The sequence below is a fragment of the Subtercola sp. Z020 genome (assembly GCF_002931235.1).
Lineage (GTDB): Bacteria > Actinomycetota > Actinomycetes > Actinomycetales > Microbacteriaceae > Subtercola.
In genome coordinates this window covers 1-24,879 of sequence record NZ_PSTT01000022.1, presented here as the reverse complement: position 1 = coordinate 24,879, position 24,879 = coordinate 1, and the positions used below count along the sequence as shown (strand labels likewise).

At 68.9% G+C, this 24,879-nt stretch carries 24 protein-coding genes and 1 tRNA gene; 11 read left to right on the top strand and 14 right to left on the bottom strand.

Annotation, left to right across the window (positions count from 1 at the left end):
• Position 1 precedes the first annotated feature (1 nt).
• From C5B96_RS02855 to C5B96_RS02840, 4 genes are read left to right on the top strand one after another with little or no spacing between them, the layout of a single operon-like run.
• Entirely contained in the window at positions 2-1,021 is a 1,020-nt protein-coding gene (locus tag C5B96_RS02855; protein WP_104242773.1) for an ABC transporter permease, read from the top strand.
• A 1-nt stretch (position 1,022) separates the two neighbouring features.
• The gene (locus C5B96_RS02850) at positions 1,023-2,159 is read left to right on the top strand and encodes an ABC transporter ATP-binding protein (RefSeq protein WP_158507102.1); all 1,137 of its coding nucleotides are present in this window, start codon (positions 1,023-1,025) and stop codon (positions 2,157-2,159) included.
• Positions 2,146-3,132: an ABC transporter ATP-binding protein gene (locus C5B96_RS02845; protein ID WP_104242769.1), complete on the top strand. Its 987-nt coding sequence runs from the start codon at positions 2,146-2,148 to the stop codon at positions 3,130-3,132. Before C5B96_RS02850 ends, C5B96_RS02845 begins: the two co-directional genes overlap by 14 nt.
• Positions 3,129-4,073: an ornithine cyclodeaminase family protein gene (locus C5B96_RS02840; RefSeq protein WP_233188956.1), complete on the top strand. Its 945-nt coding sequence runs from the start codon at positions 3,129-3,131 to the stop codon at positions 4,071-4,073. Before C5B96_RS02845 ends, C5B96_RS02840 begins: the two co-directional genes overlap by 4 nt.
• A gap of 62 nt (positions 4,074-4,135) precedes the next feature.
• On the opposite strand, the gene C5B96_RS02835 is transcribed toward C5B96_RS02840, so the two are convergent.
• The 4 genes from C5B96_RS02835 to C5B96_RS02820 form a co-directional block, all read right to left on the bottom strand.
• The gene (locus C5B96_RS02835) at positions 4,136-4,801 is read right to left on the bottom strand and encodes a GntR family transcriptional regulator (protein ID WP_104242767.1); all 666 of its coding nucleotides are present in this window, start codon (positions 4,799-4,801) and stop codon (positions 4,136-4,138) included.
• A 60-nt stretch (positions 4,802-4,861) separates the two neighbouring features.
• Positions 4,862-6,163: an NtaA/DmoA family FMN-dependent monooxygenase gene (locus tag C5B96_RS02830; RefSeq protein WP_104242765.1), complete on the bottom strand. Its 1,302-nt coding sequence runs from the start codon at positions 6,161-6,163 to the stop codon at positions 4,862-4,864.
• Between the two features lie 64 nt (positions 6,164-6,227).
• The gene (locus C5B96_RS02825; protein WP_104242813.1) at positions 6,228-7,214 is read right to left on the bottom strand and encodes a dipeptidase; all 987 of its coding nucleotides are present in this window, start codon (positions 7,212-7,214) and stop codon (positions 6,228-6,230) included.
• Between the two features lie 44 nt (positions 7,215-7,258).
• Positions 7,259-8,584 carry an NtaA/DmoA family FMN-dependent monooxygenase gene (locus C5B96_RS02820; protein WP_104242763.1) on the bottom strand — a complete coding sequence of 442 codons (1,326 nt, stop codon included), beginning with the start codon at positions 8,582-8,584 and terminating at the stop codon, positions 7,259-7,261.
• A 124-nt stretch (positions 8,585-8,708) separates the two neighbouring features.
• Here C5B96_RS02820 and treS point away from each other — a divergent pair, with 124 nt between their 5' ends.
• Complete coding sequence (treS, locus tag C5B96_RS02815) at positions 8,709-10,952, top strand: maltose alpha-D-glucosyltransferase (RefSeq protein WP_233188955.1); 2,244 nt, start codon at positions 8,709-8,711, stop codon at positions 10,950-10,952.
• A gap of 51 nt (positions 10,953-11,003) precedes the next feature.
• Positions 11,004-11,627 (top strand): hypothetical protein, encoded by a 624-nt coding sequence (locus tag C5B96_RS02810; protein ID WP_104242759.1) that lies wholly within the window; start codon positions 11,004-11,006, stop codon positions 11,625-11,627.
• A 234-nt stretch (positions 11,628-11,861) separates the two neighbouring features.
• Here C5B96_RS02810 and C5B96_RS02805 read toward each other — a convergent pair whose 3' ends face one another.
• Positions 11,862-12,233 carry a VOC family protein gene (locus C5B96_RS02805; protein ID WP_104242757.1) on the bottom strand — a complete coding sequence of 124 codons (372 nt, stop codon included), beginning with the start codon at positions 12,231-12,233 and terminating at the stop codon, positions 11,862-11,864.
• Between the two features lie 55 nt (positions 12,234-12,288).
• Between C5B96_RS02805 and C5B96_RS02800 the strand changes: the two genes are divergently transcribed.
• The gene (locus C5B96_RS02800; RefSeq protein WP_104242755.1) at positions 12,289-12,789 is read left to right on the top strand and encodes a MarR family winged helix-turn-helix transcriptional regulator; all 501 of its coding nucleotides are present in this window, start codon (positions 12,289-12,291) and stop codon (positions 12,787-12,789) included.
• A 26-nt stretch (positions 12,790-12,815) separates the two neighbouring features.
• Here C5B96_RS02800 and C5B96_RS02795 read toward each other — a convergent pair.
• The 7 genes from C5B96_RS02795 to C5B96_RS02765 form a co-directional block, all read right to left on the bottom strand.
• Positions 12,816-12,889, bottom strand: a tRNA-Leu gene (locus C5B96_RS02795).
• 12 nt (positions 12,890-12,901) lie between these two features.
• On the bottom strand, positions 12,902-14,350 hold the full coding sequence (locus C5B96_RS02790) for an NAD(P)/FAD-dependent oxidoreductase (RefSeq protein WP_104242753.1): 1,449 nt from the start codon (positions 14,348-14,350) through the stop codon (positions 12,902-12,904).
• A gap of 97 nt (positions 14,351-14,447) precedes the next feature.
• Positions 14,448-14,981: a DUF501 domain-containing protein gene (locus tag C5B96_RS02785; protein ID WP_104242751.1), complete on the bottom strand. Its 534-nt coding sequence runs from the start codon at positions 14,979-14,981 to the stop codon at positions 14,448-14,450.
• A complete protein-coding gene (locus C5B96_RS02780) occupies positions 14,978-15,484 on the bottom strand; it encodes a septum formation initiator family protein (RefSeq protein WP_104242749.1) in 507 nt (168 codons plus the stop codon). The genes C5B96_RS02785 and C5B96_RS02780 overlap by 4 nt, the downstream gene beginning before the upstream one ends.
• Positions 15,485-15,516: 32 nt before the next feature.
• Positions 15,517-16,797 (bottom strand): phosphopyruvate hydratase, encoded by a 1,281-nt coding sequence (gene eno, locus C5B96_RS02775; protein ID WP_104242747.1) that lies wholly within the window; start codon positions 16,795-16,797, stop codon positions 15,517-15,519.
• Between the two features lie 76 nt (positions 16,798-16,873).
• A complete protein-coding gene (locus tag C5B96_RS02770) occupies positions 16,874-18,079 on the bottom strand; it encodes an MFS transporter (RefSeq protein WP_233188958.1) in 1,206 nt (401 codons plus the stop codon).
• Positions 18,080-18,155: 76 nt separating this feature from the next.
• Positions 18,156-18,593 carry a MarR family winged helix-turn-helix transcriptional regulator gene (locus C5B96_RS02765; protein WP_104242745.1) on the bottom strand — a complete coding sequence of 146 codons (438 nt, stop codon included), beginning with the start codon at positions 18,591-18,593 and terminating at the stop codon, positions 18,156-18,158.
• Positions 18,594-18,705: 112 nt separating this feature from the next.
• Between C5B96_RS02765 and C5B96_RS02760 the strand changes: the two genes are divergently transcribed.
• Positions 18,706-19,431 carry a hypothetical protein gene (locus tag C5B96_RS02760; RefSeq protein WP_104242743.1) on the top strand — a complete coding sequence of 242 codons (726 nt, stop codon included), beginning with the start codon at positions 18,706-18,708 and terminating at the stop codon, positions 19,429-19,431.
• A gap of 33 nt (positions 19,432-19,464) precedes the next feature.
• On the top strand, positions 19,465-19,875 hold the full coding sequence (locus tag C5B96_RS02755; protein ID WP_104242741.1) for a hypothetical protein: 411 nt from the start codon (positions 19,465-19,467) through the stop codon (positions 19,873-19,875).
• Between the two features lie 18 nt (positions 19,876-19,893).
• On the opposite strand, the gene hisS is transcribed toward C5B96_RS02755, so the two are convergent.
• Entirely contained in the window at positions 19,894-21,168 is a 1,275-nt protein-coding gene (hisS, locus tag C5B96_RS02750; RefSeq protein WP_104242739.1) for a histidine--tRNA ligase, read from the bottom strand.
• Between the two features lie 39 nt (positions 21,169-21,207).
• Here hisS and C5B96_RS02745 point away from each other — a divergent pair, with 39 nt between their 5' ends.
• Positions 21,208-22,518, top strand: a complete 1,311-nt coding sequence (locus C5B96_RS02745; protein ID WP_104242737.1) for an acyltransferase — start codon at positions 21,208-21,210, stop codon at positions 22,516-22,518.
• Between the two features lie 20 nt (positions 22,519-22,538).
• Here C5B96_RS02745 and C5B96_RS02740 read toward each other — a convergent pair whose 3' ends face one another.
• A complete protein-coding gene (locus tag C5B96_RS02740) occupies positions 22,539-23,330 on the bottom strand; it encodes a MazG family protein (RefSeq protein ID WP_104242735.1) in 792 nt (263 codons plus the stop codon).
• 138 nt (positions 23,331-23,468) lie between these two features.
• Here C5B96_RS02740 and nhaA point away from each other — a divergent pair, with 138 nt between their 5' ends.
• Positions 23,469-24,860 (top strand): Na+/H+ antiporter NhaA, encoded by a 1,392-nt coding sequence (gene nhaA / locus C5B96_RS02735; protein WP_104242733.1) that lies wholly within the window; start codon positions 23,469-23,471, stop codon positions 24,858-24,860.
• Positions 24,861-24,879 lie beyond the last annotated feature (19 nt).

Genomic DNA, 24,879 nt, shown 5'->3' with positions numbered 1-24,879 from the left:
CATGCCCACCTACATCCTCCGACAGGTGCTCGGGGTGCTCCAGACCCTGCTGCTGTCGTCGATCATCTCGTTCGCCGTGCTGCGTCTGCTTCCCGGAGACCCCGCCCGACTCATCGTCGGCCCGCTGGCCGGCCAGGCGGCGCTCGACGCCGTGCGCGAGCAGCTCGGGCTGAACGACCCGGTCATCGTGCAGTACTTCGACTACGTCGGGGGCTTCCTCACCGGAAACTGGGGCTACTCCTACAGCAACGGCGCCGACGTCACCGCGGTTCTCGCCGCCCGGCTGCCGGCCACGATCGAGCTCGCCCTCTACGCCTTCCTCTTCGCGCTCGTGGTCGCCATCGTGGTCGCCACGATCGCGAGCTACCGGCGCGGCATCGTCGGCGCTCTGGCGAAGTTCTTCTCGCTCATCGGGCTCGGAACACCTCCGTTCTGGCTCGCCCTCGTGCTGCTGCTCGTCTTCTCGGTGAACCTCAAGGTGCTGCCGGGCCCGTCGGGACGACTCACGTCGTTCCTGCAGCCCCCACCCACGATCACCGGCCTCTACACGGTCGACGCCCTGCTGAGCGGCAACGTCGTCGCCTTCTCCGACGCCCTCGCCCACCTCGTGCTGCCCGCGATCGCACTGGCGGTCATCCCGTGCGCGTTCCTCACCCGCCTGCTCACGGCGAACCTCGAAGACGCGGCCCGCGGCGCCTTCGTGACGGTGGTGCGGAGCAAGGGTGTCAGCCGGTGGAGCACCCACACCCGCCACGTGCTGCACAACGCCCTCCTCCCCACCGTCTCGTCGAGCGGGGTCGTGCTCGCCGCCCTGATCACCGGCAGCGTGCTGGTCGAGGAGATCTTCGACTGGCCGGGCGTCGGGCAGGTGCTCGTGCAGGGCATCCAGCGGCAGGACTTCGCTGTCGTGCAGACCTTCATCCTGCTGAGCGCTGTCATCTATGTTCTGGTCAACCTCCTCGTCGATGTGGTCGTCGGCTTCGTCGACCCGCGACTCCGCCTCCAGAGAGCAGGCTCGTGACATGAGCACCCTCACCCCGCCGGCGGCCCTGCCGGCCCCCACCGACACGACGGACTCCGTGCTCGAGGTCGAGAACCTGCACGTGGCCTACGGCAGCACCCAGGTCGTGCGCGATGTGTCGTTCCGCGTGCGGCGAGCCGAGAAGGTCGGCATCGTCGGCGAGTCGGGTTCGGGCAAGTCGACGCTCGCGCTGGCGATCGTCGGTCTGCTGGCGAGCAACGGATCGGTGTCGTCGGGCGCCGTGCGCGTGCTCGGCCGCGACACGGTCGGTCTCAGCGACCGGGAGTTCGACCGCATCCGCGGCAGGGATCTCTCGCTGGTCTTCCAGGACCCGCTGACCTCCCTCGACCCGGTCAAGACCATCGGGCACCAGATCGCCGAGGTTCTGAAGGAACACACCCCGAAGATCTCCCGTGCTCGCATCCGCGAGCGCTCGATCGAGCTGCTGAACTCGGTGGGTGTCTCCGACCCGGCGTCACGGCTGAACCAGTACCCGCACGAGTACTCGGGCGGGATGCGCCAGCGCGTGCTCATCGCCATCGCGATCGCGAACGATCCCGCGGTGCTCATCGCCGACGAACCGACGACCGCGCTCGACGTCACCACACAGGCCCAGGTGCTCGAAGTGCTCGACAGCCTGGTCGACCGCCTCGGCATCTCTGTCGTGCTGATCACCCACGACCTCGGGGTCGTCTCGGAGTTCTGCGACCGGGTGCTCGTGATGTACGCCGGCCGGGTCGTCGAATCGAGCCCGGCTGCGAGCCTGTTCGCCCATGCCTCGCACCCGTACTCCCTCGCCCTGCTCGACTCGCTTCCCCTACCCGGGCGCAGCCGCAGCGAACCGCTCGCGTGGATTCCGGGGGCGCCGCCCGCGATGACCGACCTGCCGACCGGATGCTCGTTCTCCCCGCGCTGCACCTGGGCCGTGGATGCCTGCTCCGTCGTGGCCCCGCCGAAGATCATGGTGGGAGCCGCCGACGACCACTGGTCGGAGTGCCACCGTGCCGAGGAGGTGGCGGCGGCTGCGCCCGTCGCTGAGGCCGCGTCGGCCGCACCGCCTGAATCGCCCGCGCCCGCTGGCGACCCCGCACCGCCCGCGACCCCCACCGACGATCGGACGCCCGATGCCTCCCACTGACACCCTCACGGCTCCCCTCCTCCGCGTCTCGGGCCTCTCGAAGAGCTACAACCGTGGTCGCGGCGGCTACGCCGTGCTCGACGACATCTCCTTCGACCTCTTCCCGGGCGAGACGCTCGGCGTCGTCGGCGAGTCGGGCTGCGGCAAGTCGACCCTCGCCCGAGCGATCATGCGCATCGGTGACATCGACCGGGGCTCGATCACCCTCGACGGCACCGACGTCTCGAAGGTCAGGGGAAAGGCGCTGCGCGAGCTCCGCAAGACCTTCCAGATGGTCTTCCAGGATCCGTTCGGCTCCCTCGATCCGCGCATGACGGTCGCCCAGCTGGTGGAGCAGCCGATGGCTGTGCACGGCATCTCCGACGCGGCCGGCCGCCGATCGCTGGCGCGCAGCATCCTGTCGAGCCTCGGCCTCGAAGAGCGTTTCCTGGAGCGCACGCCCGGCAGCCTCTCTGGCGGCCAGCGCCAGCGGGTCGCCATCGCCCGGGCACTCGCGCCGAGCCCCCAGCTCGTCGTGCTCGACGAGCCGATCTCGGCGCTCGACGTGAGCGTTCAGGCCCAGGTGCTCAACCTGCTGGCCGACGAGCAGCGCCGCCTCGGGCTCACGTATCTCTTCATCGTGCACGACCTGGCGGCTGCCGAGTACTTCTGCGACCGCATCCTCGTGCTCTACCTGGGCCGTATCGTCGAGTCCGGCACGTCGGAGGAGCTGTTCAGAAACCCCCAGCACCCCTACACGGTCTCCCTCTTCTCCGCCGCACCCGATCCGCGCCGCGGCGACCGCAAGCGCATCGTGCTGCGCGGCGAGCCCCAGTCGAAACGACCAGCCACCGGCTGCCCGTTCGCCTCGCGCTGCCCGGTCGGCTTCGACAGGGAGATCTGCCACACGAGCACCCCGCCGCTGGCCCCCACAGCCGGCGACGGGCACGTCGCTGCCTGTCATTTCGCCGGCGAACTGAAAGACACCCGGTGACGCCCTTCTCCCTGGTTGCGGCGGCCGTCGACCCCGCCGTGGCCATCGACGCCCTCGAACTCGCGATGCTGACCGACATCGACCCCGAACTCGACGGCGCCCGGCTGTTCAGCCCCCTCGATCGCGGAGAATTCCTGCTGATGCCCTCCGGCACACCCCGCCTGGCCGGCGTGAAGGTGCTGACCGTTCCCTCCGGCCCTCCGCAGCCCGGGTACCCGAAGATCCAGGGCGTCTACGTTCTCTTCGACGCACACACCCTGCAGCCGATCGCGGTTCTCGACGGCGCAGAGCTCACGCTCGCGCGCACCTCGGCGATGACGGCGATGGTGCTGAAGCATCTGCTGGCGGCGAGCAGGGCGACGGGCGAATGGATGCCCGGCCCCTCGTCGCTCGTCGTCTTCGGCTCGGGGCCGCAGGCGCTCCGGCACATCGAGGCCCTCCGTACCGTCGCAGAACTCTCGCACGTGACCGTGGTCGGGCGCCGCGCCGAGCCGGTGCATGCGCTCGTCGAGCGCTGCCGGGCATCCGGACTCCCCGCCTCCGCCGGCACGCCTCGGGAGGTGGCCGGGGCGGACATCGTGGTGTGCACGACGTCGTCGACCGTTCCGGTGTTCGACGGCGCTCTCGTGCAGCCGCACGCCCTCGTGGCCGCCGTGGGATCGCACGGCCTCGACGCGCGGGAGATCGATGCCACCCTCGTGCTGCGGTCGGACATCGTGGTGGAGGGCCGCGCTTCGGCGATGCGCGAATCGGGCGACCTCATTCCGGCGCGCTCGGCGGCGGAGTGGGCCGAGCATCCACTCACCAACGCCGCAGAGCTCGTGCGCGGGGAGTTCGTGCGCCGCCCCGGCCACCCGGCGCTCTACACCGGCGTCGGGATGTCGTGGCAGGATCTCGTGGTGGCAGAGGCGGCCTACCTCCGGAGCCTCGCCGCGGTCTGAGGCGCTGGGGGGCGGGTGAGGCGCAGAGGCACCCACCCGCCGGAGCCCCCGAACGCGCCCGGCTACTCCTGCTGGCCCGACCAGATGCCCGCGGCGTGCCCCACGTGCCGGCGCACCAGCTTCTCCAGCTCGGCCGCGTTCCCGTCGGCGATCAGGTCGAGCATCAGGTGGTGCTCGGCGTTCGACTGCTCGAACTCCGCGGTGTGCCTGATCTCCGAGATGCGGATCATGCGGGTCAGCGACCGGAGCTCCGCCACGGCCGAGACGATGCGGGCGTTGCCGGCGAGCGCCAGCAGGCGCAGGTGGAACTCCGCGTCGGCCGTCAGGTAGTCGCTCACGTCGCCCCGGTCGGAAGCGTCGATGATCGCGTCGGCGAGGCCGCGGAACTCGGGCATCCGCTCGGCGGGGAACCCGCTCGCGACCTTCGCCATCGTGGGCGGCTCGAGCAGCTGGCGCATCTCGACGATCGCGGCCAGGTCGGCGGCACTCACCTCGGTGACCCGAAAGCCCCTGTTGCGCACCGACTCGACGAAGCCGCGCTTCTCGAGGTCGAGGATCGCCTCGCGCACCGGCGTCGCCGACACCTCGAACTGCGCAGCGAGAGCACGCACCGACAGGAGTTCGCCCGGCTGCAGCTCACCCGTCACGATGGCCGACGCGACCGCCTTCTCCACGTGGCTCCGCAGCGATTCGGCGACCGCTACCGGCCTGATGCTCTGGGTCGTCACTGGCACTCCTTCATCGCTGGTGTCAGAGACCGGCAGAGCCCCCGCCCCCGGTCGACACTCCTAGAAATCGAGCAGGTTCTCACGGAGCGTCTTGTGAGCATAGCCGTCACGGATCAGCCCGCGGCGCCGCAACACGGGAGCGAGCCCGTCGGCGATCTCGGCGACATTCCGCCGTGTGACCGGCGACGAGATCAGAAAACCGTCGCCACCCACCTGTTCCATGGTCTCCTCCATCTTGTCGGCGATCGTCTCCGCGCTGCCGACGAGCTCGATCGACTCGGCGTCGCTGCGCGCCAACAGCGTCTCCCGCAGCGTCTTGCCCGACTGCGAGATCTTCACGTAGGTTGCCATGCTCGACTTGTGCCCGTTGACCCGGTCATCGATCTCGGGCAGCGGAGCATCGAGGTCGAAGGTGCTGAAGTCGATGCCGCTCATGTAGCTGAGGCCCGAGAGCGACGCGTCGATGTACTCCTCGCGCTTCTGCTGCTGGGCCTTCCGCCGGGTGTTCGCCTCGTCGTCGGTCTCGCCGAGCACGGGCGAGATCAGGTGCAGCAGCTTGGCGTCGTCGACGGCACGGCCCTTCTCCACCAGCAACCGCGAGATGTCCTGTTTGTACTCGCGCATCTGGTCGACGCCGTGCACCGCGGCGATGATCGTGTCGGCGTGGCCCGCGGCGAACGCGCGGCCGACACCGGATCCGCCGGCCTGGCAGATCACCGGGTGGTACTGCGGGCTGGGGATCACATTCAGCGGCCCCCGGGTGCTGAAGAACTCGCCCTGGAAGTTCGCGTAGTGCACCTTCGACGGGTCGGCGAAGTCGCCGAGCTCGTCGCCGTAGTTCACGGCGTCGCGATCCCAGGTGTTCCAGAGGGCTTTGACGGCCTCGATCCACTCGCCCGCCATGCGGTAGCGCAGATCGTGCTCGAAGTGCTTCTCGTGGCCGAAGTTCTGGGCCGCCGCATCCGGGCTCGCTGTCACGAGGTTCACACCCACCCGGCCGCCGGTCAGGTGGTCGAGGGTGTTGATGAGTCGCGCCCCGATGAACGGCGGGTAGAAGCTCGTCGCCATGGTGCCGATGATGCCGATGTGCTTCGTCTGGGCGGCGATGAGCGGGATGAGCGGAAAGGGGTCCTGCCGAATGGCGCCCGCGCGCACCGACGGAGCGAACGATCCCTCGTGGATGTCGGGCAGAACCGAGGCGTCTTCGAGCATGATGTAGTCGAAGCCCGCGGTCTCCAGCGCCTGCGCCGTCTGGATGAAGAGTTCGGGATGCGCGACATCGCGCCGCACGTTTCCCGACCACGGGTCGTTCAACCCGTAGGCGCCGAAACCGTAGTTGTAGAACCAGCCGAGATGGAACATGTTGGGTCCTCGTCTTCGTGTCGTGGGGCTCGTCGTATGGGGGTCGTCGTGTGGTGGGGGTGTGTCAGAGGTGCGCGGCCAGGAACCGCGTCAGGTTGCCGCTCGCGACCTTCCCTGCGAGATCCGGCGCGAACCGGGCCTCGAGCACGTCGGTGAGGGTCGCCATCTGCGACGGTCGCACGAAGTTCTCGAGCAGGTCGAGATTGTGGTTCGGATGCCGGTGGTCGCCGCTCGCGGCATCCGTCACGTCGTAGACATCCAGAATGAAGTCGAGGCCGAGGCCGACCCGGTTCTCGCCCAGCACACCCACGAGGTGCTCGATGTGGTCGACGAACCGGGCGGTCGTGAAGGGAGCGCCGAGGAACGGGCCGTAGGAGTTCGCGCAGACGAGCGAGTCGGCCTCCCGCATCGCGACCAGCTGGTCGTCGCCGAGGTTGCGGGGGTGTGCGAAGACATCGTTCGCCGACGAGTGCGAGGCGACGAACGGCTTCTCGACGAGCGACACCACGTCCCAGAATCCGTTCCGCGACAGGTGCGAGACGTCGAGCACCATGCCGAGCTGCTCCATCTCGCGAACGACGTCGCGGCCGAGCGTGGTCAGCCGGCCACCGGTGTCTTCTTCGCCCACCCCGTCGGCGAGCATCGTGCGCCGGTTCCAGGTGAGGGAGAGCATCCGGATGCCCGCCCTGTACAGCGCGCGGAGCACGCCGAGGTCGCGGCCGACCGGCTCGGCGCCCTCGATGGCGAGCACGAGCGCGATGCGTCCCGAGGCGGTGATCGCCTCGATGTCGGAGCCAGTGAAGGCAATGGCGACCCGGTCGGCGAAGAGGCCGGCCAGTCGGTGCGCCTCGTCGATCATCAGCAGGCAGCGGCGGAGGGCCGCCTCCTGAACGAACGCCTCCGAGGTGTAGATGGGCAGCACCTGTACGGTCACGCCGCCCTGCTCCAGCTCGGTCAGCCAGAAGTCGCCGAACGGCTCGGCCACACCGGCCTCGCGCTGGGCGAGAACCGACATCAGAAGGTCGTTGTGGCAGTCCGCGACGGTCAGCATGGGTTCCATGTTACATGTGATATGTCAGTTGGGCCACTCTGACATCATCCCCGGTCGACGACCGGTCGGGGCAGTCCGTAGTGGCTGCGGAGCGTCTCCCCCTCGTACTCGCGACGGAACAGACCCCGCTCCTGCAGCACCGGCACCACCTGGTCTGCGAAGTCCTCGAACCCCGACGGCAGCAGGGAGGGCATGATCGTGAAACCGTCGGAGGCGCCCGCCCCGAGCCACCGACCGAAGTCGTCGGCGATGGACTCCGGCGTTCCGACGAGCACCCGGTGGGCATCCACGTCCATCAGGCGGAGCAGGTCGCGCACCGTCGTCTCCCGGTCGCGGATGAGCCGGGCGAAGACCCCGGGCGTGGAGACCATCGTGAAACTCCGCTCCGGCAGCTCGGAGGCCGGCACGACGTCGTCCATGCCGAGCCCCGCGTACTGCGTGCCGTACATCACGTTCAGCGAGTGCAGCAGGCCGTCGGGGTCGGAGGCCTCGACGACCTCCTCCTGCTGCCTCAGCGCCTCCGCCATCGTGCTCCCGACGTGCGGAACGAGGCCCGGCAGCACCAGTACGTGCGAGGGGTTCCGGCCGTGCAGGCGGGCCCGGCGCTTGACGTCCTGCGTGAAGACGACGCCCTCCTCCACCGACTGGAGGTTCGTGTACACGCCCTCGCCGATCGCCCCGGCGAACTCGCGATTGTCGGCCGAGAGCCCGGCCTGGATGTAGACGGGCCGCCCCTGCGGCGAGCGCGGCACGTTGAACGGGCCCGCCACGCGGAAGTGCTCGCCGACGTGGTCGATGCGGTGCACCTTTTCGGGATCGACATAGCGGTGCGAGGTGCGGTCGGCGACGATGGCGTCGTCGTCCCAGCTGTCCCAGAGTGCGCTCACCACCTCGATGAACTCGTACATGCGGTCGTAGCGCTTCTCCCGCGGTGGCAACTCCGTGAGCCCGAAGTTGCGGGCGGCATCGGGGTTGTAGCCGTTCACGATGTTCCAGCCCACGCGCCCGTTGCTGAAGTGGTCGAGCGAGCCGAGCATCCGAGCCAGGTTGTAGGGCTCGATGAACGTGGTCGAGGCTGTGACGATCAACCCGATCCGCTCGGTGTGCGACGCCACGGCCGACATGGTCGTGATCGGTTCGAGCGGCGACCACAGCCAGCCGGCCGGGTTCTCCACGAAGGCGAGCCTGTCGGCCAGGAAGACGGCGTCGAACTTCGCGCGTTCGGCGGCCTGCGCGGTGGCGATGTAGTTCTTCAGGCCCAGCACGTTCGCGACCGGATCGTCGGCGACGCGCCAGGCGGAATGGTTGCCCCCATTGGCGTTCAACAGGAGGTTCAGGTGCAGGGTGCTCGAGACATCGGGTTCAGCCATATGTGACATATTACATGCGCCGGATGTCGCGGCGAGCGTGTCAACCCGGTGCACATCCGGCGCCGATCCGGTGTTATTGGATCGAATGCACGCAACCACCTCCGAGAGAGGGAAAGATAGGGCTATGACCGAAGAAGAATCGACCGAACCCGCGATCGAACCCGCCGCCGAGATCACCTTCGACGGCGAGCTCTACCCCGCTCGCCCCCCGCGTCTCCGACCGCGGGCGAACCTGCGCGCCAGCCGCATCCAGCGGTCGTTCTCCGATCCGCGGTCGGCCGATGCGTCGAACGTCTCCTACGTCGAATGGCTCATCCGGCAGTCGATGCTCCGCGACGCCCAGGTGCTCTCCCGCGGTCTCTCCGGCCAGCCGAGCATGTGGCGTAACCCCTACGCCCGGCCGGATGCCCGGCGGGCCATCCGCACCGCCTCCGTCTGGTTCACCGCCTACCCGATCTCCCTGATCACGGAGCCCGGCGTCTCCTACCTCGGCGCCCTCGGTGACGAGCGCCTCTGGGAGGCCTTCGAGACCATCGGCATCTCCGCCGTGCACACCGGGCCGGTCAAGCGGGCCGGCGGCATCACGGGGTGGACGCAGACCGGCAGCGTCGACGGCCACTTCGACCGCATCTCCACCCAGATCGACCCGGCCTTCGGGTCGGAAGACGAGTTCCGCCTGCTCTCCGACGTCGCCGACCAGCACGGCGGCAGCGTCATCGACGACATCGTGCCCGGCCACACCGGCAAGGGCGCAGACTTCCGGCTCGCCGAGATGGCGTACAAGGACTACCCCGGCATCTACCACATGGTCGAGATCCCCGAAGAGAGCTGGGGGCTCCTGCCCGAGGTGCCGGCCGGCCGCGACTCGGTGAACCTCAACAAGGAGACCGAGCACGCCCTCGCCGAGCAGGGCTTCATCATCGGTGAGCTGCAGCGGGTCATCTTCTACTCCCCCGGCCTCAAGGAGACCAACTGGAGCGCCACGGGCCCGGTGCTGGGCGTCGACGGCATCACCCGGCGCTGGGTGTACCTGCACTACTTCAAGCAGGGCCAGCCCTCGATCAACTGGCTCGACCCCACCTTCGCCGGCATGCGCCTCGTCATCGGCGACGCCCTGCACTCCCTCGGCGACCTCGGCTCGAGCGCCCTGCGCCTCGACGCCAACGGCTTCCTCGGCGTGGAGAAGAGCGCCTCGGGCAGCCCGGCCTGGTCGGAGGGCCACCCCCTCTCCGAGGCGGCCAACCACCTCATCGCCGGCATGGTGAGAAAGGTCGGTGGCTTCAGCTTCCAGGAGCTCAACCTGACGATGGAGGACATCCGCGACACCGGCCGCGTCGGAGCTGACCTGTCGTACGACTTCATCAACCGCCCGGCCTACCAGCACGCGCTGGCGATGGGCGACACCGAGTTCCTGCGGCTGACCCTCCGCACCTCGCTCGAGACGGGTGTCGAGCCGGTCTCCCTCGTGCACGCCCTGCAGAACCACGACGAGCTCACCTACGAGCTGCTGCACTGGGAGACGCTGCACCGCGCCGACCTCTACCCGTTCCGCGACGAGGAGATCACCGGCGGCCAGCTCGCCGAGACCGTGCGCGCCGACCTCGTCGAGAAGCTGACGGGCGACTCCGCCGACTACAACATGGTGTTCACCACGAACGGCATCGCCTGCACCACGGCGTCGGTCATCGCGGCCACGCAGGGCCACACCACGCTGGCGTCGATCACCGATGCCGATGTGCCGAGCATCCAGGCCGCCCATCTCTGCCTCGTGCGCTTCAACGCCTGGCAGCCGGGTGTCTTCGCCCTCTCGGCGTGGGACCTGCTCGGCATGCTGCCGGTTCCCGCCTCCGAGGTGCGCGACCTGATCGCCGAGGGTGACACCCGGTGGATCGAGCGCGGCGCCCACGACCTCATGAACGTGTTCCCCGAGGCGACGGCGTCGAGTTCAGGCATGCCGCGTGGCCGCTCGCTCTACGGCTCACTGCCCGAGCAGCTCACCTCGCCCGGCTCGTTCGCGCTGTCGGTGCGCCAGATTCTCGACCTGCGCTCGTCGTACGGCCTCGACATCGCCAGCCAGGTCGACATCCCCTCGGTGGCGCACCCCGGCATGCTCGTCATGGTGCACCGCCTCGACGAGGGCGACCCCACCATGGAGGACCCGCGCCTGCAGATCACCGTGCTGAACTTCACCGGCGAGGAGATCGAGGGCACCGTGCGCTCGGATGCGCTGATCGCGAGGCGCTCGGTCGTCGACGCGACCACCCGTGAGGAGATCGGCCGGGTGGATGACCTGCAGAGCTTCTCGGTGAGCCTCCCGCCCTACGGCGGCCTCTTCCTCATCATCGAGCCCGAGGTCGACGCCGCCTAGCCCGTTTCGTGCAGGGTGGTTTACTGAGGAAAACTCTAGTATGTTCTCCTCATGTCCTTCACCCGTAAATTCACCCTGCTCGCGGCCGCCGGTGCGCTCCTCGCGCCCATCGCCCTCTCCGCGCTGCCCGCCCACGCAGCGACCACCTACCAGAAGTACTCCTGGTCAAGCGCTGTCTACTCCGTCACGAACGGAGACGCACGGCAGCTGAGCCTGCAGGAGTGGAACGACCTCGGCAACCCCGCACCCCGAACCATGGGGTGGATCGAGGGCAGTCGCATGCTGAAGTATCCGAGCAACCCCGACGAACTCTTCCTGGCAGAGCCGAGCTCCAAGACGGCTCGACACCACCTCACCGTCGCCGAGTACGTCGCGACCGGCCACGGCCCGTCCGTCGATGCCGACCACAGCTTCGCGGGCTACACCTGGAACGACACCATCCTGATCTTCCCCCACGACGGCGCGGGCACGCACGCGAGTCTCGCGATGTGGCTCGACCTGGGAGCCCCGACCCCGAAGCGCCAGGCAGCCAATCCCGGCGACCAGTTCTGCCAGACCCCAGCCGACGGTGCGATCTTCTGGAGCAACACGGCGGCGGGCGTGCCCGAGCGGCTTCATCTCACCTTCGACCAGTACAGCAGGGCCGGCTTCCCCGCCTTCACCGTCTGCTCCTGAGAGGAGGGCGGCACGGCGCGGTGCAAACACCGGCGCCGTGCCGCGGCGGAGGTCGTCTGTCGCCTGTTCCTAGCAGCCGACAGCCGTGGCCCCCCACCCGATCAGCCCGCGCAATCCGAAACTTGCGCGCCGCTGTCCCCTCCTTTCTACAACACGCCAGGCGCAGGAGGCCGACGCCACCCCACAACGGGTGTCAGAAGATCACACTGCCTTCAGCCCCGGATCGGCCGCAGCTCAGTCCCGGGTCGCCCGATCGTGCACCGTCACGAGGTAGCCGTCGAGATCCTGGAAGACGAACGTCGTGCCGAACGGGCCGTCGAACGGCGCCTGAACGATGGTCGCGCCGGCGGCCGCAACGGTCTCGTGCAGGGCCACCGCATCGGGGTCGTGCAGCCACAGCGCGACGCCGAGCCCGAGCGGCCCCGCCTCAAGATCGACGCCCGGCGAGGGGTCCCGCACGGCGAAGGTCGGCTGCGTGTCGAACACGACCGCGTGCGGGGGCGAGAAGGGCGCCCGGCTGAGACCGACGACCTCCTCGTAGAACGTCGCTGCCTTCTCGAGGTCGCGCACCTGCAGCGCGAGGAAGTCGGGGCCGGTCACAGTCATGTCTCAATCTCCTTTGTCAGTTTCCTTACATGACACTGTATGTCAGAATACTGACATGAGCAACACCATCTCGGTCGGGTATGCGATCAAACAGGCCCAGAGCCTCCTGCACTTGCGCATGGAGGAAGCACTCAAGCCGCTCGGCCTGACGGTCTCCCACTACTCCTGCCTGCACCGACTGAGGGTCGAGCCCGGAATCTCGGCGGCCGTACTCGCCCGCCGCACGTTCGTGACCCGACAGTCGATGAACGTCATGCTGCAGCAGCTGATCGACAGGGGGCTCGTGGCGCGGCCCAGCCAGGCCGACACCGGCCGCGCGCTGCCCACCGTGCTGACCGCGGCGGGCGACGATGCCCTCGACGCCGCCAGCGCCCTCATCGACGCGGTGGAGCACCGGATGCTCGCGACCCTCTCTGCACCAGAGACCGACGCCCTCGCCCGCGGCCTGACCGCCTGCATCGCCGCCCTCGCCCACGAAGCATCCGCAGCCGAAGCACCCGCTGCAGAGGCCCCCGCCCTCGCAACGGCAACAGGAACGGCCCCACCCTCCCGCTGAGCGGAACGATGGGGCCGTGGGTGTCGTACCCCCAGAGGGACTCGAACCCTCACTCGGACGATTTTAAGTCGTCTGCCTCTGCCAATTGGGCTATGGGGGCAACCTGTGGAGACTACTCCTTCGAGACGGCTCCGCCGACGACCGCCGGAAGACCGCCGGGGCCGGGGATCTGGGACTGGCCCTGCTCGCCGCCCTTTCCGGCGTTCGAGCCCGCGCCGGTTGCCGGAGCCGCGGCGGGCGCTGCCGGGCGCGGGCGGGACGCGAACTCCTCGAACGCGGCACGCGGGTGCACCCGGGCTTCGAGGGAGGCGATGTCGCGACCGAGCACCACGTTGAAGGCCCAGTTGCCGATGACGCGGATCTTGCGCTCCCAGCTGGGCATCGCCAGGCCGTGGTAGCCGCGGTGCATCACCCAGGCCGGGAAGCCGGTGATGCCGATCTTGCCGGACTGGAAGGCACCGACGCCGAGACCGAGACCGGCAACAGCGCCCGCGTTCTTGTGGAAGTAGTTCTGCACGTCTTCGCCGCGGAGCTCGGCGACGAGGTTCTTCGCGAGCTGCTTGCCCTGGCGCACGGCGTGCTGGGCGTTCGGCACGCAGAAACCGCCGACACCACCACCGGAGAGGTCGGGCACAGCCGAGACGTCACCGGCACCCCAGGCGTCGGGAACGATGCCGTCGTCGTTGATGACGCGGAGGTCGGCCTGCAGGCGCAGGCGCCCGCGCTCCTCGATCGGCAGGTCGGTGTTCTTGAGCATCGGGCTGGCCATCACGCCCGCGGTCCAGACGATGAGGTCGGACTCGAAGCTCTCGCCGGTCGACAGCTCGACGAGGCCGCCGACGGCGGACTTCAGCTGGGTGTCGAGGTGCACCTCTGCGCCGCGCTCTGCGAGGTTCTTGATGACCCAGCCAGCCGTCTTCAGCGAGACCTCGGGCATGATGCGGCCCATGGCCTCGATGAGGTGGAAGTGCGTGTCTTCGAAGCTCAGCTCGGGGTAGCTGTCGAGCAGGGCGCTGGCGAACGACCGCATCTCGGCGAAGACCTCGATGCCGGCGAACCCACCACCGACGACCACGAAGGTCAGCAGGCGGTCGCGCTCGGGGCCCTCGGGCAGCTGGGAGGCCTTGTCGAAGTTGGTGAGGATGCGGTCGCGAATGGCCACGGCCTCCTCGATCGTCTTCAGGCCGATGGCCTCGTCGGCGACACCCGGGATCGGGAAGGTGCGGGAGACCGAGCCGGCCGTGACCACGATCGTGTCGTACTCGAGCTCGTAGTCGTCGCCGATGTTCGGGTGGATCGTCACCGTCTTGTTGGCGTGGGTGATCTTCTCGACCTTGCCGGCGATGATCGTGGTGCGCTTGAGGTGGCGACGGAGCGCGACCACAGCGTGGCGGGGCTCGATCGAGCCGGCAGCGATCTCGGGCAGGAAGGGCTGGTACGTCATGTACGGCAGCGGGTCGACGATGGTGACCTCGGCCTCACCCTTGCGCAGCCACTTCTCGAGCTTCCAGGCGGTGTAGAAACCGGCGTAGCCGCCGCCGACGATCAGGATTCTGGGCACGGTAAAGGTTCTCCTCGGTCAGGGTACAAGCCAACAGGCTACTACTTCCACAGAACGGGTCTCGAACGCGTCAACGCCCGGCCCGCCGCGGAATTCTTCAATGGCCTGCGCTGGCCGCTCTCACAGGATACTCCCTGCACTCGCAAACCAGTGGCGACCAGTCCCCGCGCGCCAGCGCGAGGTCGCCGATCGGGTTCACACCCGGGCCCGCAGCGAGGGAGTGCGCGGCGAGCGCATGCAGGCATTTGACCCGTACGGGCATCCCGCCCGCCGAGATGCCCGCGATCTCGTCGACGACGGCGATGCTCTCCCGATCGGCGAGGTACTGCTCGTGCGCCGCCCGGTACGCCGCGCCGACCTCCTCGTCGGTCTGCACGAGCTGCTGCAGCTCGGGCATGATCTGCGCCGCCTCGAGGTCGGACATCGCCGCGGTCGCCGCGGGGTGGCTGAGGTAGTACATGGTCGGGAACGGCGTGCCGTCACCCAGCCGCGGGGCCGTCGCGACGACCGTTGGCGCTCCGCACACGCAGCGGGCGGCGATTCCGAGCACGTTGCGGGCCTGCCGGCCGAGCTGGTTCGAGACCGTCTCGATGTCGAGGTCGCTCGCGGGCTCGAAGGGTGGTCTGGTCATTTCGCGATTCCGAGCTGGTCTGGTGTCTGGGTGCTGAGCCCGGCCGTCATTCCCGAGGAGAGAAGCGCTCCGATCCAGTCAGAAGGCGTGTTCTGGATGCCGGTGCTCACCGGTGCGGCCGCGGGCGCGGTCTGGCTGCCGGTGTCGTCGAGGAGCAGGAAGCTGGTCTCGCCCGGCATGACGTAGTAGAGCCGGTCGCGGGCTTCGGCGCGGATGTAGGCCGGGTCGCTCCAGCGGGCGACCTCGGCGGTGAGCGCCGAGTTCTGGGCCTCGGCCGCCGACAGGTTCTGCTGCAGGTCGGCGATCTGCTGGCGCTGCTCGATGAAGATGCGGGCGCCGGGCGCGACGATCACCACGAAGAGCACGAGCACGACGAACATCAGCACGGTGAAGCCCGAGAACCGGATGCTGCGGAGCCAGTTCGACGGCGCCGCGGCCGCACCCGACACGCCCACGGGCCGACGGCCGGCCGAGCGCGGAGCCCTGCCGACCGTCGATCTCATGGAATTCCTCACCTGCTGGATGGAACGCGCCCCTACGCCGTGAAGCGGGGGAACGCGCTGCGGCCCGCGTAGACGCCGGCCTCTGCGAGTTCTTCTTCGATCCTCAGGAGCTGATTGTACTTGGCGACGCGCTCGCTCCGGGCAGGCGCACCGGTCTTGATCTGGCCCGAGTTCGTCGCGACGGCGAGGTCGGCGATCGTGGTGTCTTCGGTCTCACCCGAGCGGTGCGACATCATCGTGGTGTACCCCGAGCGCTGAGCCAGCGAGACGGCGTCGAGCGTCTCGGTGAGCGTGCCGATCTGGTTGACCTTCACCAGCATCGAGTTGCCGGCGCGGAGCGAGATGCCCTTCGCCAGGCGAACCGGGTTCGTCACGAACAGGTCATCTCCGACGATCTGCACCTTGTCGCCGATCGCGGCGGTGAGGTGCTGGTAGCCCTCCCAGTCGTCTTCTTCGAGCGGATCTTCGATCGAGACGAGCGGGTAGTTGGCGAGCAGATTCTCGAAGTACGAGCTGAGCTGCTCGGCCGACGTGGCCTTGCCCTCGAACTGGTAGGCGCCGTCGCGGTAGAACTCGCTGGCCGCGACATCCATCGCCAGGGCGATGTCCTGACCGGGCGTGAAGCCGGCCTTGGTGATGGCCTCGAGGATGAGGTCGAGCGCCGCAGCGTTCGACGACAGGTTCGGCGCGAAGCCGCCCTCGTCGCCGAGACCGGTCGACAGCCCCTTCGCCGACATCAGCGACTTGAGGGCGTGGTAGGTCTCGACACCCCAGCGGAGGGCCTCGGCGAACGTGTCTGCGCCGATCGGAGCGATCATGAACTCCTGGATGTCGACGTTCGAGTCGGCGTGCGAACCACCGTTGATGATGTTCATCATCGGCACCGGCAGCAGGTGGGCGTTCGGCCCACCGACGTAGCGGAAGAGCGGCAGGTCGGAGGAGTCGGCAGCGGCACGCGCCACGGCCAGCGAGACGCCGAGAATGGAGTTCGCACCGAGGCGGCTCTTGTTCTCGGTGCCGTCGAGCGCGATCATCGCGCCGTCGACGAGGCGCTGGTCGCTGGCGTCGAAGCCCTCGAGCGCCGGGCCGAGCTCGTCGATCACGGCGTCGACGGCCTTCAGCACGCCCTTGCCGAGGTAGCGGCTCTTGTCGCCGTCGCGCAGTTCGTAGGCCTCGAACGCGCCGGTCGACGCGCCGGACGGAACGGCGGCGCGTGAGACCACGCCGTCGTCGAGCAGGACCTCGACCTCGATGGTCGGGTTGCCCCGCGAATCAAGGATCTCGCGGGCGCCTACGGCTTCGATCAATGCCACTGGATTGTCTCCTCAAGTTGGTGTGACGGATGACGTTCGGAACGATCATCCGGTGCCACAGTCTACCGACGGGGCCCTACTCCTCGCCGACGCTGAGTGCCTGCGCTTCGACCAGCGTGGATTCCTCGCCGTTGTCATCGACGCGCCGGAGCGTCTTCCGCCCGATCACCACGAACAGCGCGGCGACGACCACCGACCCTGCGGCGGCGTACATCGGGAACCCGGGGCTCACGGCGACGGCAAGGGCCGCAGCAGCGGGCGGCGCCACGGCACCGCCGAGGAACCGAACGGCGGAGTAGGCCGACGATGCGACCGTGCGCGGCAAGTCGCTCGCCATCATCACGCTCTCGGTGAGAACCGTGTTCACCACGCCGAGCATGAGGCCGCCGACGACGATGCAGACGATCAGCCCGACGGTCGAACCGATCAGCAGGCCCCCTGCGACGAGGTCGATCGCCAGCAGCACGAGCGCGCCGATGAGGGCAGAGGTGCGCCGCATGCGCGCCGTCAGCAGGGGTGCCACGAACACCGAGGTGATCGCGACGCCCATCCCCCAGCCGAAGAACGTCAGGCCGAGGCCGATGGCGTCGAGCCCGAGCGGGAAGGGCGTGTAGGCCAGCAGCGTGAAGAAGCCCATGTTGTAGAAGAGGGCGGTGAAGGCGAGCAGACGGATGCTCGGGTTGCCGAGCGCCCGCAGCGGCGCGCTCAGCCGGGTCGGCGTTCGGTCGGCTTTCTCGTCTTTCTTCAGCAGCACCGCGATCGCGATGAAGCCGATCGCCATGAGCACGGCGGTTCCGAAGAACGGGCCGCGCCAGCTGATCGAGCCGAGCAGCCCGCCGAGCAGCGGACCGATCGCGATGCCGAGACCGAGCGCGGCCTCGTAGAGCACGATCGCGCTCGACGCTCCCCCGCTCGCCGCGCCGACGATCGTCGCGAGCGCTGTCGAGATGAAGAAGGCGTTGCCGAGGCCCCAGCCGCCACGGAAGCCGATGACGGCTTCGACGCTGCCGGATGCGCCGGCGAGCGCCGCGAACACCACGATGAGGGCGAGCCCGATCAGCAGGGTCTTCTTGGCGCCGATGCGGCTCGACACGAAGCTGGTGATGAGCATGGCGAGGCCGGTGATCACCAGGTAGCTCGTGAAGAGCAGGGAGGTCTGCGTCGGGCTGGCCTGCAGCGCCTCGGCGATCGCGGGCAGAATGGGGTCGACGAGGCCGATCCCCATGAAGGCGATGACGCTCGCGAAGGCGACCGCCCAGACGGCCTTCGGCTGGTGCAGAATGGATGCCCCGCCGCCGCCGTGGCCGTGGCCGGCTGTTGCGGGGGTCTGGGCGTGCGGGTTCTTCGTCGTCGTCACGCTACGCCGCCAGCTCCTGCACGTCGATGCGGTCGCCGATCAGGTCGGTCGCCTCGGCGAGCACCTCGAGTTCGCGGTGCGTGAGGTCGGAGAAGAGGGGTTCGAGGGCCGCGCCGAGGCGGTAGCGCCAGTCGTTCAGCGCGTTCTGGCCCTTCGGTGCGATCGCGATCTGCCACGCGCGGGCGTCGGAGGAGTCGGCGATGCGCTTGATCCACTCGAGCTCGTTGAGGTTGGCGACGATCTTGGTCATCGTCGGCTGGCTGACGCGGCTCGCGTTGGCGAGTTCGCCGATGCGCATGGGGCCGGCGGAGGTCAGAACGCTGAGGGTTCGCCAGGCGGCCGGCGACGTGGATTCTCCCGTGGCCTGGGCCGCGAGACGGGTGAGACGGTGGGTGACCGAGACGAGATCACCGAGAAGTGTTGAAAGTTCGCTGTTCACTTGATTTATTGTATAGCCGAACTATGCATACCCCAAACGCTCACTTTCGCCCGTGGCGAACCCCGCGGCACGCCACCTCGGAATGCGAGGTTTGCTCGACTATACTGCGGGGATGAGCCTGCCCTCTTTTCTCGCCTCGCTGCCGCTCTACATCACGCTGCCCGCCAGTTTCCTGGCGATCTTCTTCGTCGCCCATGCCCTTGCCCGTCATCGCGCCCGCCCGAAACGACTGCGCGACGGAGTCGATGGCACCGGGCACATCGTTTCGGTCAGCACTTATGGCCGACGCGGATCATCGACCCAGGGTCTCGTCACCCTCGATCTCGTGATCGAAGCCCCCGGTGTGCCCGCGGTGGCGATCAAGTACAAGAGAATGATCATGGTGCCTCGCTGGCCGCGACCGGGCGACATAGTCCCCGTGTCGGTCGACCCGCGCAATCCGAACCGCTGCGTCATCCTGTGGGGCGAACTACCCGACCCGGTGGCGATCGGCGATGCCCGCGCACAACAGCTTGCAGCAGAACTGCGAGCCTCGCACGGCACAAGTCCGGGCCGATCGACTCCCTCGACCCGCCCGTCGACAGGTGATCGGGGCTCCGGAGAATCCGAGCTGAAACTACGGGTCGACGCGTCAGGCGCCAGCATCGTCGGCGCCGACGGCGCCAGAAGACGTGTCGGATCCCTCGACGAGCTCGACCCCTCCCTCGAGAAGACGGTTCGCAGCGTGTGGGACAACGCGGCCAACCTCGTGAACAGTCCCGACTTTGTCGCTCTCCCCCCGGCGAAGCAGCAGCACATGCGCGACATCGTGGCGAACCTCGGCTACCTGTTCCGCTGAACAGACTCGCTCCACAGCACAAGAAAGCAAATAATGCCCACCTACGTCTACATCGTCCTTGCCCTGATAATTCTCATTGTCGGACTTCGCACCTTCCTCCGCCGCCACTCGTTCCCCAAGCCCGTTCAGAACGGTCTCGAAGGCACTGCGCACGTTGTCGCCGTCCATCGCCCGGGTCGACCATCCGGTAACCACATATCCGGCCTCTGCGTCATGGACGTAGTTCTGGAGGCACCAGGGATCCCGGCCACCGCCGCCCAGTACAGCGAGATGATTTTCGTATCGGTCTGGCCGGTTCCCGGCATGGATCTCCCAGCGTCCATCGATCCGGCCGATCCAAAGCACTTCTCTCTTCTCTGGGGACAGCTTCGTGACCGTACTCGCGGGGCTGATGCAGCTTCACTGCTCGCAGCAGAGCGGAACGCCAAGCACGACAGACGCTAGCCGTCCCAGAGGGGCCGGTCAGATCGACTTCACGTCGAGGTCGGAGTCGGCGTGGGTGTCGGGGCCGACGAACGCGAACGAGGTGAAGCCGGCGGCCGCGGCGCGGTCGAGCTGCGCCCTGGTGTTCTTCGTGCGACGCTCCAGCCGCACCCGAGTGCCCGAGTTGACGAGCTGCGTCTTCAGCCCGACGAGCTGGGCGGGGGTGGCAGACGCATCGTGCAGCAGCAGCAGGGAATCCGGAGCCCCCACGACCTCGGACTGCAAGAGGTCGACGATGCGCTCGAAGCCGATCGAGAAGCCGCAGGCCGCGACATCCGTGCCCAGAAAACGGCCGATCATGCCGTCGTACCGACCGCCGCCACCGAGCGAGAACGAGAAGTCGGGGTGCGCGATCTCGAAGATGGTGCCGGTGTAGTAGCCCATGCCGCGCACGAGGAACGCGTCGAATTCGAGCCGGGCCGGGTCGACGACCTCGGCGAGGGCCGCCAACTCGGCGATGAGCGCCTCGTCGATGCCCGCCGGCAGGGCCTTGGTGATCGCGCGCACGCCGAACGGGTTGAACTCCATCGTCGTCACCCGGTTGAAGAACGCGTCGAGCGCGTCGACGGCAGCCGGCGTCGCGCCGCGCTCGCGCAGTTCGGCGACCACTCCCCCTGTGCCCACCTTGTCGAGCTTGTCGACCGTGATCAGAACCTGCGGGTGCTCGGCCTCGGCGAACCCGAACAGGTCGAGCATCGCCGTGAGCAGCCGACGGTCGTTGATGCGGATGGTGCAGCCGCTCAGGCCGAGCTCGTCGAGCGTGGCGAGCGTGGCGGTGATGATCTCGGCCTCGGCGAGCTGGCTCGGCTCACCGATGATGTCGATGTCGCACTGCACGAACTGGCGGTAGCGGCCCTTCTGCGGGCGCTCGGCTCGCCACACCGGGGCGATCTGGATGGCGCGGAACACACTCGGCAGCTCACCGCGGTGGCTGGCGTAGAACCGGGCGAGCGGCACGGTGAGATCGAAGCGCAGCCCCAGGTCGGCGAGCTGCTGGGCGTCGCCGGCGGCCGCAGCAAGCTCGAGGTCGCTCTCGCCCAGCGCACGCTTCAGCACGCTGAAGCTCAGTTTCTCGTTGTCGCCGCCGAGCCCCGAGTGCAGGCGCTCGATGTCCTCCATCACGGGCGTCTCGATCTCGTCGAAGCCGTGCGCCGTGTACGAGCGGCGGATGATGCCGAGCGCACGCTCGCGCGTCGCCTTCTCTGCGGGAAGGAAGTCGCGCATCCCGCGGGGCGGAGTCACTGGTTGGGCCATGCCCCAATTCTGCCAGCCGTCGCTCGCTACAGTGTTCGCATGAGCACTGCCAGCACGACGACGTCGTCGATCGACCTCTCGAAGCGCGACCTCACACTCGACATCGCCCGCGTGTTCTGCGTGCTGTTGGTCGTCATCATCCACCTGCTGATGGTGGGCGTCGGCTTCGGGGCCGACGGGCAGCTCGCGGTCTCGCGCCCGCTGGAACAGCAGTGGTGGTTCGCGCCCGTGACCTGGATCGGCCAGATCATGCCGCTCTTCTTCGTCGTCGGCGGGTTCGCGAGCCTCACCGCCTGGCGGAGCTCGCAGCGCCGCGGCGGCACGGCGGCCGGCTTCGTGCGCACCCGCATGCTGCGCCTCGCCCAGCCCGCGCTGCCCCTCTTTGTCTTCTACGTCGTCGTGATCGGCGGGGCGCGCCTCATCGGCATCGACCCGGGCCTGCTCGACACGGTGATCGTCGGCGCCGGCTCCCCGCTCTGGTTCCTCGCCGCCTACGGTCTCTGCCAGGCGCTCGTTCCGACGATGGCGGCGTGGCACCAGCGGGCACCGCGGGCACCGCTCGTCGTGCTGCTCGCCGGGGCGGTCGTGGTGGATGCCCTGCGGTACGCGAGCGGAGTCGACGCCGTCGGCCTCGCCAACCTCTTCTTCGTGTGGCTGCTCGTGCAGCAGTTCGGCTTCTGGTACGCCGACGGCTGGTTCGGCCGCCGCGCGTGGTGGCAGCTGGCGCTGATCGCCGCGGCCGCGTACGCGAGTCTGTTCCCCCTGACCGGGTTCGGCCCGTACAGCGACGACATGCTGACGAACCTCAATCCGCCGACCCTGCCGCTGGTGGCGCTCGCTCTGGCGCAGGCGTGCATCCTGCGCCTGCTGCGGCCGGCGCTCGCCCGGCTGATGAACACCCACGCGGCCCGCGCCTTCGTGTTCGTCGTCGGTTCGCGGCTGATGACTATCTATCTCTGGCACCTGCCGGTGATCATCGTGCTCTCGGGCGCGGCGCTACTGATTCCGGGTGCGTCGCCGGTGCCCGCCGGGCCCGCATGGTGGTGGAGCCGACCGGTCTTCTTCGTGATCGTGATGCTGGCCCTGTTCGGGCTGTCGTTCCTCGTCGGGCGGTTCGAGAAGCCGCGGGAGGTGGGGCCGACACCCCCGGGCCCGATCGTCGCGCTGGGGGCCGTGCTGACGTTCGTGCCGGCGTTCTGCGTCATGCAGTGGTTCCTCGACCTGCCGTTCGCCGTGCTCGGGGCGGTGTTCTACGCGCTCGCGGTGCTGCTGCTCGGGCGATCGCGGTGGGGTGCGCGGCCGGGCGGGAGTGCTTCGCTGGCGGATGCGCGGCCGGGTGAGCGCGCTTAGCTGGTGGATGCGCGGCCGAGTCAGTCGGCGGCGGGGCGGCCCACCACCCCGGCGTCAAATGCACCCGCGTCGAGTGCGGCCGGGTCGAACGGGTCGTCAGCCGCGGCTGAGCCCCGGGCATCCGGAGCCGCCTGACCCGCCTCGCGGCTCTCACCCTCCGCCTCGCGGATCTCGGCCTGCAGACCGCGGAGCGTCGACCGCAGGGCGCGCTCTGCGTCGAGGCCCTGCGCTTTCGCCGACGCCACAATCGCGAGCAGCAGCGAACCGAGCTCGCCCTCGTCGGCGACCGGGATGCCCGCCAGCGCATCCGCATCGAGCAGGCCGATCTTCTGCGCCCGGCCGAGCACCTTGTCGGCGAGCGCCAGCGACGGCATGCCCTGCGGGATACCGTCGAGCACGCTCGTACGACCGGGCTTCTCCGTGGCCTTCAGATCGTCCCACATGCCCACGACATCGGCAGCGGTGTGCGCGGTCGCGTCACCGAACACGTGCGGGTGGCGGCCCACCATCTTCGCGGTCATGTGCGCCGCGACATCCTGGATGTCGAACTCCTCCCCCGGCGTGTGCGCGGCGAGGTCGGCGTGGAAGAGCACCTGGTAGAGCACGTCGCCGAGCTCCTCGAGCAGGTCGTCGCGCGTGCCGGTCTCGATCGCCTCGACGAGTTCGTGCGACTCCTCGAGCAGGTACTGCACGAGCGAGGCGTGCGTCTGCTCGGCGTCCCACGGGCATCCGCCGGGCGCGCGCAGCCTCGCGGTGACGGCGATCAGCTCGTCGAGCTTGCTGGGGGTGGATGTCGCGGTCTCGTCTGTCACGTCTGCCTCATCGTCTGGCGCCGGTGGCCGTGGGGCCGGCACTTTCCCGACGGTCGCCGGCGCACCTTCGATAGACTGTAACCGGTGTGCCGGGAAGTCTGGTCGGCGATTCGTTTCCCGACCCCTCTGAGAGGCGCCATGACGTCAGACACCCCCCGCCCCGCCACGCCCGCGCAGCCCGCCACTCCGCCGGCGACACTGCCACCCGGGCTGTTCGCCGCAGACCGCTCCGTCGAGTCGTCGAGGCTCGGCGAGATCCTCCGCAAGGAGACCGTCGGCGGCATCATCCTCGTCGTCGCCGCGCTCGTCGCGGTGGTCTGGGCGAACTCGCCGTTCGCCGACGCGTACTTCGCGCTCCGGGACTTCCGTATCGGACCCGAGGCACTGCACCTCGACCTCAGCCTCGGCCAGTGGGCGTCAGACGGGCTGCTCGCGATCTTCTTCTTCCTGGTCGGCCTCGAACTGAAGCGGGAATTCGTCGCCGGCGAGCTGCGCCAGCTCAGCAAGGCGATCGTGCCGGTCTCGGCGGCGTTCGGCGGAGTGCTGGTGCCGGCGCTCGTCTACGCCGCGATCAACCTCGCCGACCCCGAGGCCCTCCGCGGCTGGGCCATTCCGACGGCGACCGACATCGCGTTCGCCGTCGCCGTGCTCGCGATCGTCGGGTCGCGGCTGCCGAGCGCGCTCCGCATCTTCCTGCTGACCCTCGCCGTGGTCGATGACCTCATCGCGATCGCCATCATCGCCGTTGTCTACACGAGCGAGATCCAGTTCGTGCCGCTGCTGCTCGCGCTCATCCCGCTCGCCCTCTACACCGTGCTGGCGCAGCGCTTCCGCCGCTTCTTCGGGCGTCATCCCGCGGCGCCGTGGCTGATTCTGCTGCCGATCGCCGTCGTGGTGTGGGCGCTCATCCACGCCTCGGGCATCCACGCGACCGTCGCCGGGGTGCTGCTGGGGTTCGCGGTGCCGGTCATCCGCAGCAAGGCGAGCGGGGGGCCGGATGCCGGACCCGGGCTCTCGGAGATCTTCGAGCACCGCTTCCGTCCGATCTCGACCGGGTTCGCGGTGCCGGTGTTCGCGTTCTTCGCCGCCGGCGTGGCCATCGGCGGTCTGGACGGGTTCGCCACCGCCCTGGCGAGCCCGGTCACCATCGGCATCATCGCCGCGCTCGTGCTCGGAAAGCCGGTCGGCATCCTCCTCACCACGTGGCTGACGACGCGGGCGACCCGCGCGGAACTCGACCCGAGCATCCGCTGGATCGACCTGACCGGCGTCGCCCTCCTCGGCGGCATCGGCTTCACCGTCTCGCTGCTCGTCGCGGAGCTGAGCTTCGGCCAGGGCACCGTGCACGACGACGACGCCAAGGTGGCGATCCTCGTGGCGTCGGTGCTCGCGGCCCTCCTCGCGGTCGCCGTGCTCCGCCCCCGCAACCGCTGGTACAGCACCCACGCGCCGGCCCCCGACGCTTCCGCCGACGCCTCGGCGGCTGCCGACGCCCCCGCCCCCGCCGTGCCGGGCACGCCGGCGGACTAGCGCCCATCCACCACCCACC

Excerpts from the sequence above, each read along its gene's own strand:
- C5B96_RS02855 (WP_104242773.1), top strand. The coding sequence starts at position 2 with ATGCCCACCTACATCCTCCGACAGGTGCTCGGGGTGCTCCAGACCCTG.
- C5B96_RS02850 (WP_158507102.1), top strand. The coding sequence starts at position 1,023 with ATGAGCACCCTCACCCCGCCGGCGGCCCTGCCGGCCCCCACCGACACG.
- C5B96_RS02845 (WP_104242769.1), top strand. The coding sequence starts at position 2,146 with ATGCCTCCCACTGACACCCTCACGGCTCCCCTCCTCCGCGTCTCGGGC.
- C5B96_RS02830 (WP_104242765.1), bottom strand. The coding sequence starts at position 6,163 with ATGTTCCATCTCGGCTGGTTCTACAACTACGGTTTCGGCGCCTACGGG.
- C5B96_RS02825 (WP_104242813.1), bottom strand. The coding sequence starts at position 7,214 with ATGCTGACCGTCGCGGACTGCCACAACGACCTTCTGATGTCGGTTCTC.
- C5B96_RS02820 (WP_104242763.1), bottom strand. The coding sequence starts at position 8,584 with ATGGCTGAACCCGATGTCTCGAGCACCCTGCACCTGAACCTCCTGTTG.
- treS (WP_233188955.1), top strand. The coding sequence starts at position 8,709 with ATGACCGAAGAAGAATCGACCGAACCCGCGATCGAACCCGCCGCCGAG.
- C5B96_RS02810 (WP_104242759.1), top strand. The coding sequence starts at position 11,004 with ATGTCCTTCACCCGTAAATTCACCCTGCTCGCGGCCGCCGGTGCGCTC.
- C5B96_RS02805 (WP_104242757.1), bottom strand. The coding sequence starts at position 12,233 with ATGACTGTGACCGGCCCCGACTTCCTCGCGCTGCAGGTGCGCGACCTC.
- C5B96_RS02800 (WP_104242755.1), top strand. The coding sequence starts at position 12,289 with ATGAGCAACACCATCTCGGTCGGGTATGCGATCAAACAGGCCCAGAGC.
- C5B96_RS02785 (WP_104242751.1), bottom strand. The coding sequence starts at position 14,981 with ATGACCAGACCACCCTTCGAGCCCGCGAGCGACCTCGACATCGAGACG.
- C5B96_RS02780 (WP_104242749.1), bottom strand. The coding sequence starts at position 15,484 with ATGAGATCGACGGTCGGCAGGGCTCCGCGCTCGGCCGGCCGTCGGCCC.
- C5B96_RS02760 (WP_104242743.1), top strand. The coding sequence starts at position 18,706 with ATGAGCCTGCCCTCTTTTCTCGCCTCGCTGCCGCTCTACATCACGCTG.
- C5B96_RS02755 (WP_104242741.1), top strand. The coding sequence starts at position 19,465 with ATGCCCACCTACGTCTACATCGTCCTTGCCCTGATAATTCTCATTGTC.
- hisS (WP_104242739.1), bottom strand. The coding sequence starts at position 21,168 with ATGGCCCAACCAGTGACTCCGCCCCGCGGGATGCGCGACTTCCTTCCC.
- C5B96_RS02745 (WP_104242737.1), top strand. The coding sequence starts at position 21,208 with ATGAGCACTGCCAGCACGACGACGTCGTCGATCGACCTCTCGAAGCGC.
- nhaA (WP_104242733.1), top strand. The coding sequence starts at position 23,469 with ATGACGTCAGACACCCCCCGCCCCGCCACGCCCGCGCAGCCCGCCACT.